The following is a 14,951-nucleotide window of genomic DNA, read 5'->3' as shown; positions in this document are numbered from 1 at the left end:
TACCGGTACACCAAAAACCCTCAAAAAAATGATATTAAAAAAGTTAAAAAATAATGAAAACAGTAAACTAACCGTAGGTCTATTTACTTGATGCTGCTTGACGTTCAAGATCGCGTTTTTTAGCAATTGCTGCGCTTTTAACGGATGCTTGATAGCAGTTGATTAATTCATCAGCAAGTGCGTCTTCTACTTTGAGTTTTTTGTTAAATGATTTAACATATGCTCCTTGAGTAATGTTACGAAGAGCAAGATCAATGCGACGTTGAGGAGCTACATCAACAGCTTTAGGATAACGAGCACCACCATATTCAATAGCAATGACTTCTTCACGTGGAGCTGCATTTTCTACTGCGCGAACTACAACGCTTAATGGATTTACTTTTAATTTGAGATGTGCTTTGCCTAAAGCTCGCTCAACAATACCTAATGCTAGATTTTTTTTACCAGTATTGTGTCCGGAGCTCATGAAGTGTTTTTTACTTTTATGACCGGAGTTCATGAGTTTTACTGCTAGGCGTTCAACAATAAATGTTTGAGATTTATGGAATCGATTCCCAGCATATCGAGCACCAGTTTTAGGTACAATTTTAGGCTCGATGGAAATATATCTAACCAAACCAAGGTCAGATACTTTGACTCCTTCGGTAGTCCACTTGTTGAAAAATTTGATTGTGTCGCTCATCGTCTTGCTTTCTCCAATTTACCTTTGAGTAGAGCATCGAGGCTCTGATCATTAACGCGAATAACTTGCCAGCGAATACAAGGAAGGTCACCTTTAGCGCGACCCATTTTACCACCAATACACTCGATAATTACTTCGTCGTGTTCGTTGATTAATTTTTGAGCACCATCACCTGGCATAAATGCAGTGATTTGTTTTCCGTTTTTAACGAGTTGAACACGAGCGCATTTACGCATTGCTGAGTTAGGTTGTTTTGCTTCAACTTGAACTTTCTCAAGAACAATTGCTTTTGCTTGTGAGGATCCTGCAAGAGGATCGTATTTGTGTTTTAAAGAGGAACGTTTAGTAATTTTTGCTGTACTTCGACGTTTTATTAATTTTTTTGCTGAACCTAATCCGCGTGGTTTTTTTCCCATTGTGTTTGACCTTTTATACTGTAATTAATTTTTATGAATTTGATGTTTCAATTCATTCTTAACGACTTCGTTATACAACTTTGACTTCCACATTAAAAAAGCGCTTAACCGCCCTGTTTAATAGTTGCAAGTTTCGACCTTCCCTTCCTATTAATAAACTTTTTGTTTTTCTATTACTATCTTTGAGGGTAACAATTCCTCCCTCTTCTTTGATTTCTTCGATAGTGATGGGATAGATTATGCTGCGAATAAATTCGCTTGCTGGTTCGCGATATTCAATAAAGCGAACGTTTTTATTGAGATTTTGTTGAAGACCTTTTATATTTGCTCCGCCTTTGCCTACGGCTTTGCCAATCTGACCTTGAGCAACGACAAAATAAAGAGTATCAACGTCGTCTTTAAAACAGTCTTTAACTTGAACACCAGTCTGACGTTCGACAATCATCGATAATGCCAGTAGATCCTGATCAAGCTTTAACCGAGCTGTCAATTTTGTCCCCAGACTTATTCTTCAGTGCTTGCAAGAACACAAACAAAGAAGTTTTTCTTACAAAGAGTTCCTAACTCTTCGTTGTCTTGTTCGAGAGTGATAATCGGTGTCTGTGCAAGTTGCGCATAATATGCAATGTCGTCTTTAATTTTATCAGGACAATTTTTTGCGAGGTAGACGGTTTTAACTGATTTACTCTTTAGCGCTTTAAGAACACGTTGTGTTCCGATAATCGTTTTGCCTTCAGTGAGTTTTGCTTTAAGGTCGCGAATCTCTTCTACTGCTTCTTTCTTTTTTGCCATCGTTATTCCTCAACTATTTGTTTTATTTTTATTTTGATTGTTTTTGATTATTGATCTGATTTATTAATGTCTATTAATAAACCTTAACTAATTATTTTAACTTCTCGTTATTTCTTCTAATTATTTTAACTTAGTAATTAAACCTGGCAAGCCTGTTCCTAAAGGAACTGGTTGGTTAATCATTACGTTTTCTACAACGGAAGTCAAACCATCAACTTCTCCTTCAAGAGCTGCGTTGATTAAGTGTCGTACAGGGGTCTCGAATGATGCCCGCGCAAGAACGCTGGCTTTTTCGCTAACGACGCCGTAACGTGTTACTCCTTTAAGTACACCAGATACACACATAATATCAGCAACAAGCATAATATGGCGAATGTCAATATTAAGACCTTGAGCTTCAATTACTTTGTGAACTTCATTAATAATGGATTGACGAGCAGCTTCAATACCTAAGACTGCGTATACTTCGTTAATGTCATTTGATACAGTCCGACTGATATCAACTTGAGACATTGCCAGAACTTCTTTTAGATTTGTACCTGAAGTAAGAACAACATATTCTTCGCCACGTTTTACAGGAAGAACTTGTTTAATACCTTTAACGCCTTTAACACGCGCTACACGAATCTTCTCTTTGATAGCATACAAATCTTTGATCTCTTCAGGTTTGCCTTTCTGGGTGAATGTAATGCTACTTTGACCTGCTTCGGCAGTAAATCCTTTAGATTTGAATTTAAGCGCTTTAAGAAGATCTTTAGCGGTAAATTTATGATCTGCCAAGAGAGTTGAATTTAATTCTACAGTGAGAGTTTGGTCAAAGATATTAAGAGAAAATGAAGATGCAAAATCTCCAAACATAGTCTCTTTGAGTTCTAATGCAAACTGTTTAATTTTTTCAAGAGTGTTACTTTCTTTTGTAAAATACACTTCCATCATTGGTGTTTTAATTGATTTCTGCGCGTCAAAAATTTCGATAATACGAGGAAGACCTGTAGTTACGTTCATTTCAGAAACCCCAGCGAAATGAAACGTGTTAAGTGTCATCTGTGTACCTGGTTCTCCAATACTTTCAGCGCTGACTAAACCAACACATTCACCAGGATTGATTTTTGCGGTGTTGTAATTAGCAAGAACTTCGTCCAAGATCTTTTTGAGTTTCTCCTTTGAAATTGTCGCAGGGATGGATTCTCTGATCTCATCGAGTACAAGCAGGGGAAGTTTGCCTTCATAACCTGCAATCATAGTTTGATGTTCTGATTTCATTCTGCACCACCTAATACTTGAGCAATTATACGTTTAACATCAATAGTACCATTCTTGGTTTTTGATACGTCAAGTCCATCTTCCCCATAAGAGAATTGAACTACACGACCACTTGCATCGCGAACGGTTCCATCGTAATTTGCTTTAAGATCTTGCATGGCGTTAGAGAGACGACGATAAAGGTACCCTGATTTAGGTGTACGCAAAGCAGTATCCATCAGTGCGTCACGTCCCGTCATTGCTCCAAAGAAAAACTCGTAAGGAGTGAGACCTGTTTTAAAATTATTACGAACAAAGCCTTTTGCTTTTGGACTGACATCCCCTTGTTTGAAGTAAGGGAGGGTTCGGTTAGTATATCCATGATCGATACGACGACCACGCAATGCTTGTTGACCAACGACAACTGCCATTTGAGCAATGTTAAGAGCATTACCACGAGCTCCACATTTAGCCATGATAATAGCAGCGCTTTCTTTGTTTTGACGCATGGCGAGATCTCCGCCTTTGTTACGCGCCCGGTTAAGTGCTTCCAAAATACGAAGTTCCATCGTTTCTTGCATACTACGACCAGGAAGAACTTCTAGTTTTCCTGCAGTGTATTGCTCAATGATTTTCATAGATTCTTGTTCTGCTTTTTCAAGTACAGTTTTGATTTCTTCATCTGTTTCTGGGGTTAGATCTAAATCACTAATTCCTATGGAGAAGCCGCGACGAGAAAGAACAGCAATACCTAGTTTTGAAACTTTGCCGAGATAATCTGCAGCAAATTCAGCACCATACCGTTCGTAGATATTACGAAGCATAAGCCCGCTTTCTTGACCAAGATTAGCTTTATCCATGCACCCAGTTTTAAGAATACCATTAACAATCTCAACATCATTGCCGCTTTTATCTTTTCCACTAAAGTTAAAGTCTTGAGGCAGGAGAACAGAGAATACTTCTTTGCCGTCAATTTTTTCTTTATGAGGTAGGCGACTTAAATCATTAACACCACAGTTGTAGAGAAGATCAACAGCTTCAGGATAACTTACTACTAATTCTTTGGTAAGAAGATAGTTGCCAGTAATTCCATCATGAATGCAACCTACAACACTTAGACCATACCGCGGACTAATCATCTGTGTTTCAACTAACATGAGAATTTTTGCTTCAGCACGTGCTTCTTCAGTTTGAGGAATATGCAGGTTCATCTCATCCCCATCAAAATCTGCGTTGTATGGATTACATACTGCTGGATTAAGACGGAAGGTTCGACCAGGCAAGATTTTGACTTTGTGACACATCATACTCATCCGATGAAGAGATGGCTGACGGTTGAAGAGAGCCACATCACCATCAACAAGATGACGTTCAACGATATATCCCGTTGCAAGCTCATTAAGAATTTCTTCTTTAGTTTCCTCGGTAATTGCTTTACGACGACCATCAGATTTAAGGACGTAATTAGCTCCAGGATACTTTTTAGAACCGTTCTCAATGAATGAACGAAGATATTGTTTGTTCCATTCAGTAACACGTTCAGGAACTGTAAGAGTCATTGCCATACTTACTGGCACTCCTACTTCGTTAAGAGTAATTAATGGATCAGGACTAATAACTGTACGCGCGGAGAAATCAGTACGTTTCCCAGCAAGGTTATGACGGATGCGACCTTCTTTACTGCTGATACGGTTAACAAGAGTTTTAAGTACTTGTCCTCCACGATGGCGAGCAGGTGGAAGTTGAGGCACTTCGTTGTCAAAGAAGGTAGTTACGTGATATTGAAGTAGATCCCATAAATCTTCAATGATAACTTCAGGCGCACCTGCGTTAATGTTTTCAAAAAGACGTTGATTGATACGAACAATGTCGCCTAATTTGTGAGTAAGATCGTCTTCAGACCGTTCACCAGACTCAAGCGTAATACTTGGGCGCATAGTTACAGGAGGGATAGATAAAATGGTTAATACGATCCATTCAGGACGAAATCCGGTTGCAAATCCAAATACTTCAAGATCAGCGTCAGGAATTTTTTCAAGACGAGCACGGACTTCAATAGGGCTAAGTCGGATTTCTCCTTCGTAGAAGTTGTATGGTTTTTCGATGCGAAGTTTCTCTTGCTTTGTATCACAATGAGGACAGAGATCTTTTTTCTTGTATTTATCAACAACAATTTTAACTTTGCGACGGCGAGCTTCAAAGCCTTCTTCTTCACCAACACGCGCAAAAATAGTAGTATATTTTTTCGCATTTTCGTCAGGGATAAGAACACGTCCACAGGATTTACATGTTGATTTGAGAAGATCTAAAATTTGACGAACATATTTAATGTGCACAACTGGACGAGCAAGTTCAATATATCCAAAGTGACCAAGTGTATCTTTAAGTTTAAGTCCGTCTGTTTTACATACAAGACCAGGATCAATAACCCCTAGACGAGTGTCCATAAGTCCGCCATCGACAGGATATCCCTCACGATCGTAGAGTTCTGGCGTAACGATTTTTGCTGCAGCCATATCTTTGATGATTTTTGGCGAGAGGACACCAAAACGAATAGCTTTAATGCGTTTGGAAACAAATTGTGGTCTCATGATGGGCACCTGGTTTGTATTTATTATGTGTTGTTATTGTGTTGATGTTATTGTCGTTAGTATTTATCTTCAAGTTCAAGTTTAGGATATAATCCTAATGACAAGAGCTCGTCGAGTAAGAGCTTGAAGGCATAACTCATTTCTACATACGACATTGTTGAATCTTCTCCGTAAACGGGAGAGATTAATTTGTTGGAACGCGCGTCAAAATATCCAATAAGACCGGATTTTTCACAAATTGGAACAACGACACGATCAGAGTCGAAGCGTTCTTTAAGTAAGAGAGATGCACCATGGGCAATGAACGTATCTTTTTCCATCTCCCCAAGGCGAAGACCCCCTTCTTTTGCTTTCCCTTCAGTAGGTTGACGAGTAAGCAGTTGAATTGGACCACGAGCACGAGATTGCATTTTGTTAGCAACCATATGACGTAAACGTAGATAGTACATGTTACCCACATAAATTTTGGCTAACATGCGTTTACCGGTTCGACCATCATAAAATGTTTCAACACCATCTTCACGAAAGCCAAGTTGAAGAAGTTCGGCACGTACATCATCAGTGTTTTCAGCTTCAAAGAGAGTTCCATCAACATAACGACCGGCAAGAGCAGCAACTTTACCGCCAACAAGTTCCATTAAATGGGAAACAGTCATACGTGAGGAAACCCCATGAGGTGTAAAAATTAAATCAGGAACAATTCCCGTCGCAGAAAAAGGTAAATCTGAAGGATTAATAAGAATCCCCGTAACTCCTTTTTGTCCGTGGCGTGACGTGAATTTATCTCCTATTTCAGGAATACGTTCTTCACGTAAGCGAACTTGAACGAGTTTGTTTCCTTCTTCATTTTCACTAATAATGACGAAGTCAGCAATGCCTTGTTCTCCGTGTTTAAGAGAGATAGAACTTTCACGACGAGTAGAGGTTGAAAGATTATATTCATCCATGCTGCTCAAGAAACGAGGAGGGCTAGTGCGCCCAATAACTACATCGCCTTCTTTCACTTGAGATTCAGGAGTAACGATACCATCTGCCTCAATGAAGCGATAATCTTGTTCGCCACGATAGCCTTTTACTTCTTTGTCAGGAAGACCTACTTCGTCAATAAGTCCGCCAGAATAGCGTAATTCTTCGGCTTTAACAGGGTTAAAATAGGTACTACGAGCAAGACCACGTTGGACAGAGCCTTTGTTAAGAATAACACCATCTTCCATGTTATAGCCATCATAACACATAACAGCAACAACCATGTTTTGTCCAGAGGGATGTTGTTCATAATCAGTAATGTCATGAATTTTAGTTTTAACTAACGGAAGTTGAGGATAATGAAGAATATTCGCATCCATGTCAAGACGAAGATGAAAATTTGCAGCATAGAATCCTAATGATTGTTTCTGGTTTTTACTTCCAATGATTAAACGAGAAGATTGGTTGTAGTTGCCGAATGGAACAAGCGCAGTAGCAACACCGCTAATGGACCCAGGAGTGATCTCCATATGAGTATGATCTGCTGTTAAATCTTCAGGACGATACGCAACAAGCGCATTTTCTTCTTCACCAGCGTCAAGGTATTCAATAACGCCTTGGCGAACAAGATCAACCCAAGACAATTCTCCATCACGAAGTTGTTGAAGATGTTTTTCAGTAACTACTAATTTCCCATTTTTAACAACAAGGAGAGGTCGACGTGCTCGACCTTCATCACAAAAGACATGAACTTCTTGCGTAGCATGATCTACATGCACATTCACGTCATCAGGTAATGCACCTTTACGGCGCAGATCTTTTACGTCATCAACGAATGAAAAAGGATCATCGACAGTACCAATGTATTTTGCATTGAGATATACTTCAACCATTCTCGTTTCCCCCGGGCATTACGCCTCGCGTAACCCCGCACTTTTGAGTTTTTCGATAATTGTTTCTTCAGGAGCTGCCTGTGAAAGTGAGCATAACATAGCCATATTTTTACGAAGACCAATGTTAGTACCTTCAGGCGTTTCAATTGGACACAAACGTCCTAAGTGAGTACAATGAAGAGCACGCGCTTCAAAATTTTCCTGTGAACTGGATAATGGACTAACAACCCGTTGAAGGTGTGAAACCATATCGAGATAGTTCGTTCGGCTCATACGTTGGGAAACTCCCTGACGTCCGCCAACCCACTCCCCAGTTGCCATTGATGAATAAAGGCGAGAGGTAAGCAGTTTATCACGGATGATAACTCGAATGGAAGGCAACTTACCACGTTTGATAATACGTTGGAAGTTGTAGAGTATATCTCCTACAAGAACTTTAAAGTTAACGCGGAAGAGGTCAAGGAGAAGGTCTCCAGCCATTCTGACACGCTTGTTCATGTAATGATCTTTATCATCGACAGGTCGTTGATGATTTGCAACATCAATAAATTTCTTAAGCATTTTTGCAAGATTCTTCGCTTTTGCGAGACGAGCAGAGGAATCCATCCCTATGTTAGGTAAAAGATATTTGTCAAGAATTTCACGAGTACGTTCGACACGAACTTCTTTGGATTGACCTACACCCACATATTTGCTAATGTAATCAATGGCTTGTTCTTGAGTTTTAACTTCAACAAATTCAAAAAGGTTGACAAGTAATTCGTCGTAATTTTTGTCAGTTGAAATTGCTTTCATAATTTCTTCATCACGAACAAGACCCAATGCTTTGAGTACAACTATAATAGGCATGGATTTGACTCGGGTGAAAGTGAGATAGTATAAACCATCTTTTTTTCGTTCAAATGAATGAGGGATTTTATAAGATCCTTTTGAAGCGAAAAAGCGACCACTATATACTCCATCATCTTCTTCAACCATAAAATTGTTAGGTGCAAGATCTTCAACATGAACAATAACTCTTTCAGTTCCGTTTACAATAAAATATCCACCTGGGTCGGAAGGATCTTCACCGTGTTTGATTAAGTCTTCACGTTTAAGTCCATCGAGATGACAGTATTTACTTTTTAACATAATTGGTAATTTCCCTACTTCTGCAACAAAGTTTTCACGTTGTACATCATTGATATAGGTACTTACTTCGAGATAGATTGGCGCATGATAAGAGATTTTACGCAAACGAGCTTCCATAGGATAAATTGGACGTTTACTTCCATCTGCTTCTGTGATTTCAGGTTTTCCGACAGTAATTCGCCCAAAACGAATTTTGAATTTTTCGATATTTGCAGGGATGATAGTTGGTTCCGCTTCTTTATTTTCTTCAATGGCCTCTTGCAGACCGTGTTCAAGAAGATTGTTAAAAGATTGAATACTACTATCGACAAAGCGTTTTTCTTCAAAGTATTTTTGAATGAGAACATTCCGATCCATTTTAGAAGCATTATTATCCATTGACAACCACCCGATAATAGATTGAGGTTCCTGCAGTCATACTTGAACGTTCAATTTTTACAACATCTCCTGCTTTAAGATTAAGAGTGAGAACGGCAGGATCAGTGATCAAGATCTTTGGCAGATCGCGCACAGAAAGAGAGTGAGAAGAAAGAAGCTTCTCTTTCTCTGCATCAGAAAGTTTGGTGTGCTTGGGAACCAAGCCATGATTGCTAACGTCGATTTCCATTTCCATTTTCGTGTGTGTGTGTATTTATATCAAATTCGGGACCAGAGATTTGGTTTCTACGAATTTTGTAGGACAATGAGCGGGCCGGAAGGGATTCGAACCCTTGACCGCCTGATGACTTCGTTAATGCTGACGTAAAAGTCAGGCGCTCTACCAGGCTAAGCTACCGGCCCAAAGCGCCCTGGCCGGGACATTCACACTTTGGGATGACCCCTAAAGTTTTTGAACCCGGGTCGCCACCGTGACAGGGTGGCATGCTAGGCCGAACTACACTACCAAGGCATTACTATGACAGCGTATCTTCTATACCTATTTTGTTACCAAAAAGAGATAAAGAGAGAAGTTACTGCCATGGTTGCTCTGAAAAACCCCGATTTGTTTATAAAGCTTTCGTTAATCAACGCTAAAGAATATAGAATATAGGTTTTTATGGGGGAGAAGTAGTTAAAGGTTATGGAAGAGAGAAAGTGCGAAATCATTATTAATCTAATGAATAGTCTTTTTCTTCATGCTTGAGCTTGGGACAATATTATTAATAGCACTTATTGGTTTAGTAGCAGGTACATATTGTCATCAAGAAAGGCGAGGTATGGATTAAGAGACTATTTGCAGTGGTTGTGCTGGCAGCGAAGTTGTTGTTTTTCTGAGCCACACTGGTCAAGTCCACAAAGAGTATTTAAAGCATTTTCCTCTCTAGAAAATTGATGAATGAAAAAGATGAATGTCTCGCAGAGTTATGTGGTATACTAGCAGGCGATGGACATTTAAGCCGTTCCATTTCTCCACAAAGAACAACTTACAAAGTTTCTGTATTTGGACATAAAATAGATGATAAGGAATATTTTGACGAAATCCAAAAAAAATTTGAAAAAAATCTTGGGAAGAAGCCTTCAATAAAAGAGAGAATAGAGTGTATTGAGCTTAGATATACCTCAAAGATAATTCTAGAACAATTCGAAAATCTAGGGATCCCAGTGGCAATAAATCGGAAATTGTTTCTATTCCTAAATGGATTAAAGAAGACTTAACATTAGAAAAGAATTTTTTACGTGGTCTTGCTGACACTGATTTTAGTTTGGTCTTGAAAAAATCTTTGAATAATTTTAGACCTAGAATAACTGCAGATTTGAAATCAAAAAAAATGATAGAAGAAATATGTGAAGTTCTTAGCGAATGTGATATCTCTTTTTGTGGACCTTATGAAAGAAACCGAAAAAGGAACGGTTCTCATTACACCACATATCAGATAGATATTAATGGAATTAATAATTTTGAAAAGTGGATGGACCAGATAGGATTTAGAAATCAAAAACACTTAAAGAAAATAAGCGAGGGAAGAAAACGCTTGCTTCCCTCTGAGTCCCCCCTCCCAGACTCGAACCGGGGATTTGGAGCATCTGTTTAAGATGTCTCTCCGTGGCCGCTGACTCTTTATCATCTAAGTCATGTTTGACAACTCAAAAGAGTTTCTACAGCGGAGCGTTCTAGCCACTAAACTAAGGGGGGATCACTCAGATTCGTTGAGGAAATGATTGCTTTATAATGTTTTTGGTAAGTTGGATGAATTTCTGGATTGGAATCTTTAAAAAAAGTATGACAGGATAATTGAATCCCAAAGATCTTTGAGATACCTAATGTAAAGAATGCTACTTTTCAGGTTTTAGCAAAACATTAGTTTATAAAGAACTACCCCTTGTTGCATTAATGACGAATACGCCCACACATAAAAGTCTTCAAGAGGGATACCGTGTACTTGAGGATAAGTTCAATAGTTTTAGAACAGTTGAAAATTTAGCTTTTTGTGCACGTAATTCCTGATGGGAAGAAGATCTTCTTACCCCCGTGCCAATTTCTGACGCATTTACCCTTGAAGGAAATGATAATTCACGAGCGATTGTTTTTTTGGATGATGGATATGCAGTCAAGATGCGACCAAGGGGACAAATTGATGGTCGGTTTCACACGGTTTTCTGTAGTCCAAACCAGTTTCGATTGACTAAACCAGACCATGTTGGTTTTCAAGAAGAAACAAATGCAGGACTATTGAAAAAATATGGTTTTACGTTGGAGAACGGTTTTTATCTTCCAGAACATCGTGTTATTGGACTTGAAATCAACGACGGGAAAATACAAGTCAACGAAAACGGTGTTGGATTTTCTATCACGGACGATATTTCTGAGGAAGGAAAATATGAAGTAAGTGATGTAAAACCCTATTTCTTTTTGGGATTAGATAATGGGAAAGAATTATTTGAGTCCTATGAAAAACATGTTAACGCACTCTTAGATTTTTATCGTAAACCCAATATTGCATCATCTATTAACCGACATGGAAGTGTAATTAACCCTATTCGTCCATTAAGTCGTATGTTGCTGGTTCGAACATATCAAAATAGAGGAGAAATTTTTATTGGTGATTTAGATAACATCTTATTCGAAGAGGCAGATCCTGAAAAAGAATAGGCAAGGTTACCAGAAAGAAAATGCGGTAGCGGCTGTCTGCGCCCTCACTCCAGACCCCCTTCTTTCTGTGCTTCTTAGACGACAAATGGGCAAAGAAATATATAAGCTCTTCTATAACTGATCAGAATTGTCAATGAACTTATTTTTTTTGATTGTATCTTTATAATCACAGTCCTCATGTTTACAACCAAATTTGGTACTAGTTGTTCTCCTTATTCCTCCTTTTACTTCAACGTCTCTTACAACTGGATCTTCTAGCTCTATTTTAGAATAATGACGCTTACATTTTGGACACATACTGTCATATTTGTGGTCAACAATACTAATCAAAAAAATGCCAACTACTAAAAGAACAAAGCCCACCCCGATAAGCGGAATTCCAAAGTTTTGTGGAAAAATAGCAAGCCAACCAACTGGTGAAATAAAGATATTATCTTTAGTGAGAAGCGAAGGAATTCCTGTTGCTATTGTTACCAAACTGGCTAATAAAGAGATATATCCATAAATTTTAGGTTTCTTTTCTCCATACTTATTAATTATTTTAATAGAAGACTTTTCGATAAAAGAGTTGTCAACGCGATCAATGTGGTACACTTTTGAGTTATCTACTTTATTCCCTAGATGGACATCACCCTTATTATTAAATAATGCCCCATTAGCATTTATACTTGAAAAGTTCATATCTCTCATATTGAAGTTAGTCTTTGAGTCTTTTTTCTCATCAACACTTTCTAAATCTTTACATACTTTTATTCCTTCACGAGTCAGAGAATAATTATAACTCTCATAATTTCCCTCTTTTTTAACAAAATTCATTGTTAACAAACCTTTATTTACGAGATCATTGAAAACCCTATGTTCTTTCTCACTGATATTTAGTTTTTTATATAGTGAATTATCCTTCGGATTAGTAAATACAATTGATGAGAGAGTGTTTTGAGAATAAAAATAAAGAAGAACTCTTTGCCAAGTAGGCCTATTTGAAACAGGTGTTAGCTCTTCTTCAGGTTCCATCTAAATAAAGATAGGATTATGACTATAAATAGATTATGAATTCTGACAATGTCATGTCTGGCTAATGCGCTGTCAGATCGAACTATTACTGTTATCTCTTCCGCACAAAATAATTATAAATAAACTAATTAGAATAAACGTATGGACTGGAGCTTTCTGAATAATACTTGGTTTGTGGGAATCACTGGAGGGATTATCAGTGGAGTTATTGTTTACTTTGTAACTAGTTATATCCTGTCCAAAAAAGAAGATAAGCTTTACTTACAAAAAGTCCAGCAAGCAAACACAGAAATAATTCATATTCTTAAACCCTACATTATTTCTGAAAAAAGATTTAGTGATAACCTATTTAATTCCATTATCTCCTCTGTTTCAAAAAAATATGAACTAGAATCAAAAGACATTATTAATCTGCAAGAAGCAATCAACGATATGGTAACTGACATAATGCAAACCTCTTTCTTAACAGAAGCACAAAAAGAGGTTTATACTACGAAATTACTTTCACTTAAACAAGCCCCAAAGCAGAAAGAAAACATAGTATATCTAAAGAAAGATGAAGCCTCTACTGTATCCTCCAGAAGCTTTAGTTTTGTGTTGGCAACTACAACCGTTTTCATGATGACTTTGGTGACGATTTTCGTGACTTTAAATGACTCAACATTTGGAACTTTTGGTTCATCAACATTTTTTATCGTTGTTTCTACATTAATACCAATTGTGCTAACCGGATTAGTTATATTTATTGACTTAAAAAAGAGATTGATCAGGATAAAGTTAAAGAAGGACGAGAGTGAAAATTAGGGGCATTAGATAGTAGAAATAATGTAAATTCGCAGCGTTTTTGCAAAAATACTTCTTTCGAGAGGGTTTCTGTGGCGGTACCACCAAAGAATCGATTGATTTTACAAATAATTCATACTTCTCTTTACTTTTATAGATGTCATCTTCTGCCATTTTGTCTCTCCAGAAGCATCAGAATAGCTCGTTATAAAGGTAGGTAATACCTGTTAAAATCGCCGAACCGGAATGTGAGTATGGTGCGTCAATTTAACCTTTATAAATAAACGGGTTGCGATCCAGAATGTAAGGTAAATGCGGCAGCGGCTGACCATGCTTGCATTCCGGAGCGTAACCATCAAAGCGACGCACTGGAATGTAAGTATGGTGCGTCATTTTGGTGTTTATAAATAAACGGGTTGCGATCCAGAATGTAAGGTAAGTGCGGTAGCGGGGAGTCGAACCCCGGTCACAGCCTGTTTGTGTAACAAGCATCCGAAGATAATTGTTATTGGCAAGGCCGCATACTAACCACTATACGACTACCGCAAGGTTGTGGTTGAACAAAAAGAAGGTAATTTCTTTATTAACGTTTCTAAAATTGTTTGCAATTTTGAAACAAGGAAACAAGGTTCCGGTTCAGAAAACCAGTAGTTTTCTTGAACCCAAAAGATTTTTTTAGTCTTGGTAGAGTTTTGGGGCTAATACAAAAGTGAGGACAATTACTGTTGACACTATTTAGTGACAAAATATTTATAAAATAGACCTTATTTTAAACACATATGACTATCCCTACCCAACCAACCATCGATGTACGATTGATAATTTATGCTGCTCTTGGCGACGCTTTACAACATGTACAATTAAATCGAACTGAAAATGCAAGAGAAAATCTTGCTCAGGCTTCAGCGTTAGGAGCAGATACTCGTTGTACAGAGGCATACCGGTCAGTTTCTCATTTAGTAGAAGAAGCTGATGCAGATTATGTAACAGGTTTAACAAGAGCACTACAACTTGCCCAAGAAGGAAGAATTGATGCAGCTATTGATCTGGCATTTACTGTTGGGGCAAAATATCCAACTACACAAGATACAGGTGAAATTGAAAGAGTACAAGCGACCATATACTGTCTTGGTCTTGAACAGGAAATAGCAAAAATAGAATCTGGAACAAAGCCTACGGAGCCAGAGAGTATTACTTTAAGCGATATAGTCCCGGAGCTGGACCGATATTATAGTGCAATTCAACGATTAGGCTATCTTCCTTCAGAAGCACTTGAACTAAGGATTCGCACTCTGCGACCAGATCTAACATCTCAAATTAATCAAACAAAACTCTTTTCGGATTAGAAGAATTTTTTTTTATTATTCCCAA

General features: G+C 38.0%; 14 protein-coding genes and 4 tRNA genes. 4 read left to right on the top strand and 14 right to left on the bottom strand.

Translation table 11 applies throughout. The annotated features are described in order from the left end of the window. Positions 1-79 precede the first annotated feature (79 nt). The 11 genes from rpsG to HYV86_00755 all read right to left on the bottom strand — a co-directional run bounded on the left by rpsG (position 80) and on the right by HYV86_00755 (position 9,602). Complete coding sequence (rpsG, locus tag HYV86_00805) at positions 80-682, bottom strand: 30S ribosomal protein S7 (GenBank protein ID MBI2572375.1); 603 nt, start codon at positions 680-682, stop codon at positions 80-82. Then, positions 679-1,098 (bottom strand): 30S ribosomal protein S12, encoded by a 420-nt coding sequence (locus tag HYV86_00800; GenBank protein MBI2572374.1) that lies wholly within the window; start codon positions 1,096-1,098, stop codon positions 679-681. Before HYV86_00800 ends, rpsG begins: the two co-directional genes overlap by 4 nt. A 70-nt stretch (positions 1,099-1,168) precedes the next feature. Further along, the gene (locus HYV86_00795) at positions 1,169-1,588 is read right to left on the bottom strand and encodes a NusA-like transcription termination signal-binding factor (GenBank protein MBI2572373.1); all 420 of its coding nucleotides are present in this window, start codon (positions 1,586-1,588) and stop codon (positions 1,169-1,171) included. A gap of 14 nt (positions 1,589-1,602) precedes the next feature. Next, positions 1,603-1,890 carry a ribosomal L7Ae/L30e/S12e/Gadd45 family protein gene (locus HYV86_00790; protein ID MBI2572372.1) on the bottom strand — a complete coding sequence of 96 codons (288 nt, stop codon included), beginning with the start codon at positions 1,888-1,890 and terminating at the stop codon, positions 1,603-1,605. A 120-nt stretch (positions 1,891-2,010) separates the two neighbouring features. Beyond that, positions 2,011-3,153: a DNA-directed RNA polymerase subunit A'' gene (gene rpoA2, locus HYV86_00785; protein ID MBI2572371.1), complete on the bottom strand. Its 1,143-nt coding sequence runs from the start codon at positions 3,151-3,153 to the stop codon at positions 2,011-2,013. Then, a complete protein-coding gene (locus HYV86_00780) occupies positions 3,150-5,723 on the bottom strand; it encodes a DNA-directed RNA polymerase subunit A' (protein MBI2572370.1) in 2,574 nt (857 codons plus the stop codon). The genes rpoA2 and HYV86_00780 overlap by 4 nt, the downstream gene beginning before the upstream one ends. 56 nt (positions 5,724-5,779) lie before the next feature. Continuing rightward, on the bottom strand, positions 5,780-7,582 hold the full coding sequence (gene rpoB / locus HYV86_00775) for a DNA-directed RNA polymerase subunit B (GenBank protein MBI2572369.1): 1,803 nt from the start codon (positions 7,580-7,582) through the stop codon (positions 5,780-5,782). Between the two features lie 18 nt (positions 7,583-7,600). Next, a complete protein-coding gene (locus HYV86_00770) occupies positions 7,601-9,091 on the bottom strand; it encodes a DNA-directed RNA polymerase subunit B'' (protein MBI2572368.1) in 1,491 nt (496 codons plus the stop codon). Next, on the bottom strand, positions 9,084-9,326 hold the full coding sequence (locus HYV86_00765; protein MBI2572367.1) for a DNA-directed RNA polymerase subunit H: 243 nt from the start codon (positions 9,324-9,326) through the stop codon (positions 9,084-9,086). Before HYV86_00765 ends, HYV86_00770 begins: the two co-directional genes overlap by 8 nt. 74 nt (positions 9,327-9,400) lie before the next feature. Continuing rightward, positions 9,401-9,493 (bottom strand) — tRNA-Lys (locus HYV86_00760). A 4-nt stretch (positions 9,494-9,497) separates the two neighbouring features. Then, positions 9,498-9,602: transfer RNA gene (locus tag HYV86_00755), tRNA-Asp, on the bottom strand. A gap of 422 nt (positions 9,603-10,024) precedes the next feature. On the opposite strand from HYV86_00755, the gene HYV86_00750 reads away from it, so the two are divergent. Beyond that, positions 10,025-10,348, top strand: a complete 324-nt coding sequence (locus HYV86_00750; GenBank protein ID MBI2572366.1) for a hypothetical protein — start codon at positions 10,025-10,027, stop codon at positions 10,346-10,348. Between the two features lie 332 nt (positions 10,349-10,680). On the opposite strand, the gene HYV86_00745 is transcribed toward HYV86_00750, so the two are convergent. Further along, positions 10,681-10,826 (bottom strand) — tRNA-Tyr (locus HYV86_00745). A gap of 336 nt (positions 10,827-11,162) precedes the next feature. Here HYV86_00745 and HYV86_00740 point away from each other — a divergent pair. Beyond that, positions 11,163-11,783 (top strand): hypothetical protein, encoded by a 621-nt coding sequence (locus tag HYV86_00740; GenBank protein MBI2572365.1) that lies wholly within the window; start codon positions 11,163-11,165, stop codon positions 11,781-11,783. Between the two features lie 111 nt (positions 11,784-11,894). Here the strand turns inward: HYV86_00740 and HYV86_00735 are convergent, their stop codons facing one another. After that, positions 11,895-12,797: a hypothetical protein gene (locus HYV86_00735; protein MBI2572364.1), complete on the bottom strand. Its 903-nt coding sequence runs from the start codon at positions 12,795-12,797 to the stop codon at positions 11,895-11,897. Between the two features lie 141 nt (positions 12,798-12,938). On the opposite strand from HYV86_00735, the gene HYV86_00730 reads away from it, so the two are divergent. Beyond that, positions 12,939-13,601 carry a hypothetical protein gene (locus HYV86_00730; protein MBI2572363.1) on the top strand — a complete coding sequence of 221 codons (663 nt, stop codon included), beginning with the start codon at positions 12,939-12,941 and terminating at the stop codon, positions 13,599-13,601. A gap of 419 nt (positions 13,602-14,020) precedes the next feature. Here HYV86_00730 and HYV86_00725 read toward each other — a convergent pair. Further along, positions 14,021-14,126: transfer RNA gene (locus HYV86_00725), tRNA-Gly, on the bottom strand. 233 nt (positions 14,127-14,359) lie between these two features. On the opposite strand from HYV86_00725, the gene HYV86_00720 reads away from it, so the two are divergent. Further along, complete coding sequence (locus tag HYV86_00720) at positions 14,360-14,926, top strand: hypothetical protein (GenBank protein ID MBI2572362.1); 567 nt, start codon at positions 14,360-14,362, stop codon at positions 14,924-14,926. Positions 14,927-14,951 lie beyond the last annotated feature (25 nt).

The organism is Candidatus Woesearchaeota archaeon, from assembly GCA_016188115.1.
GTDB lineage: Archaea > Nanobdellota > Nanobdellia > Woesearchaeales > GW2011-AR9 > JACPIK01.
This window is presented reverse-complemented; position numbering and strand designations above follow the sequence as displayed.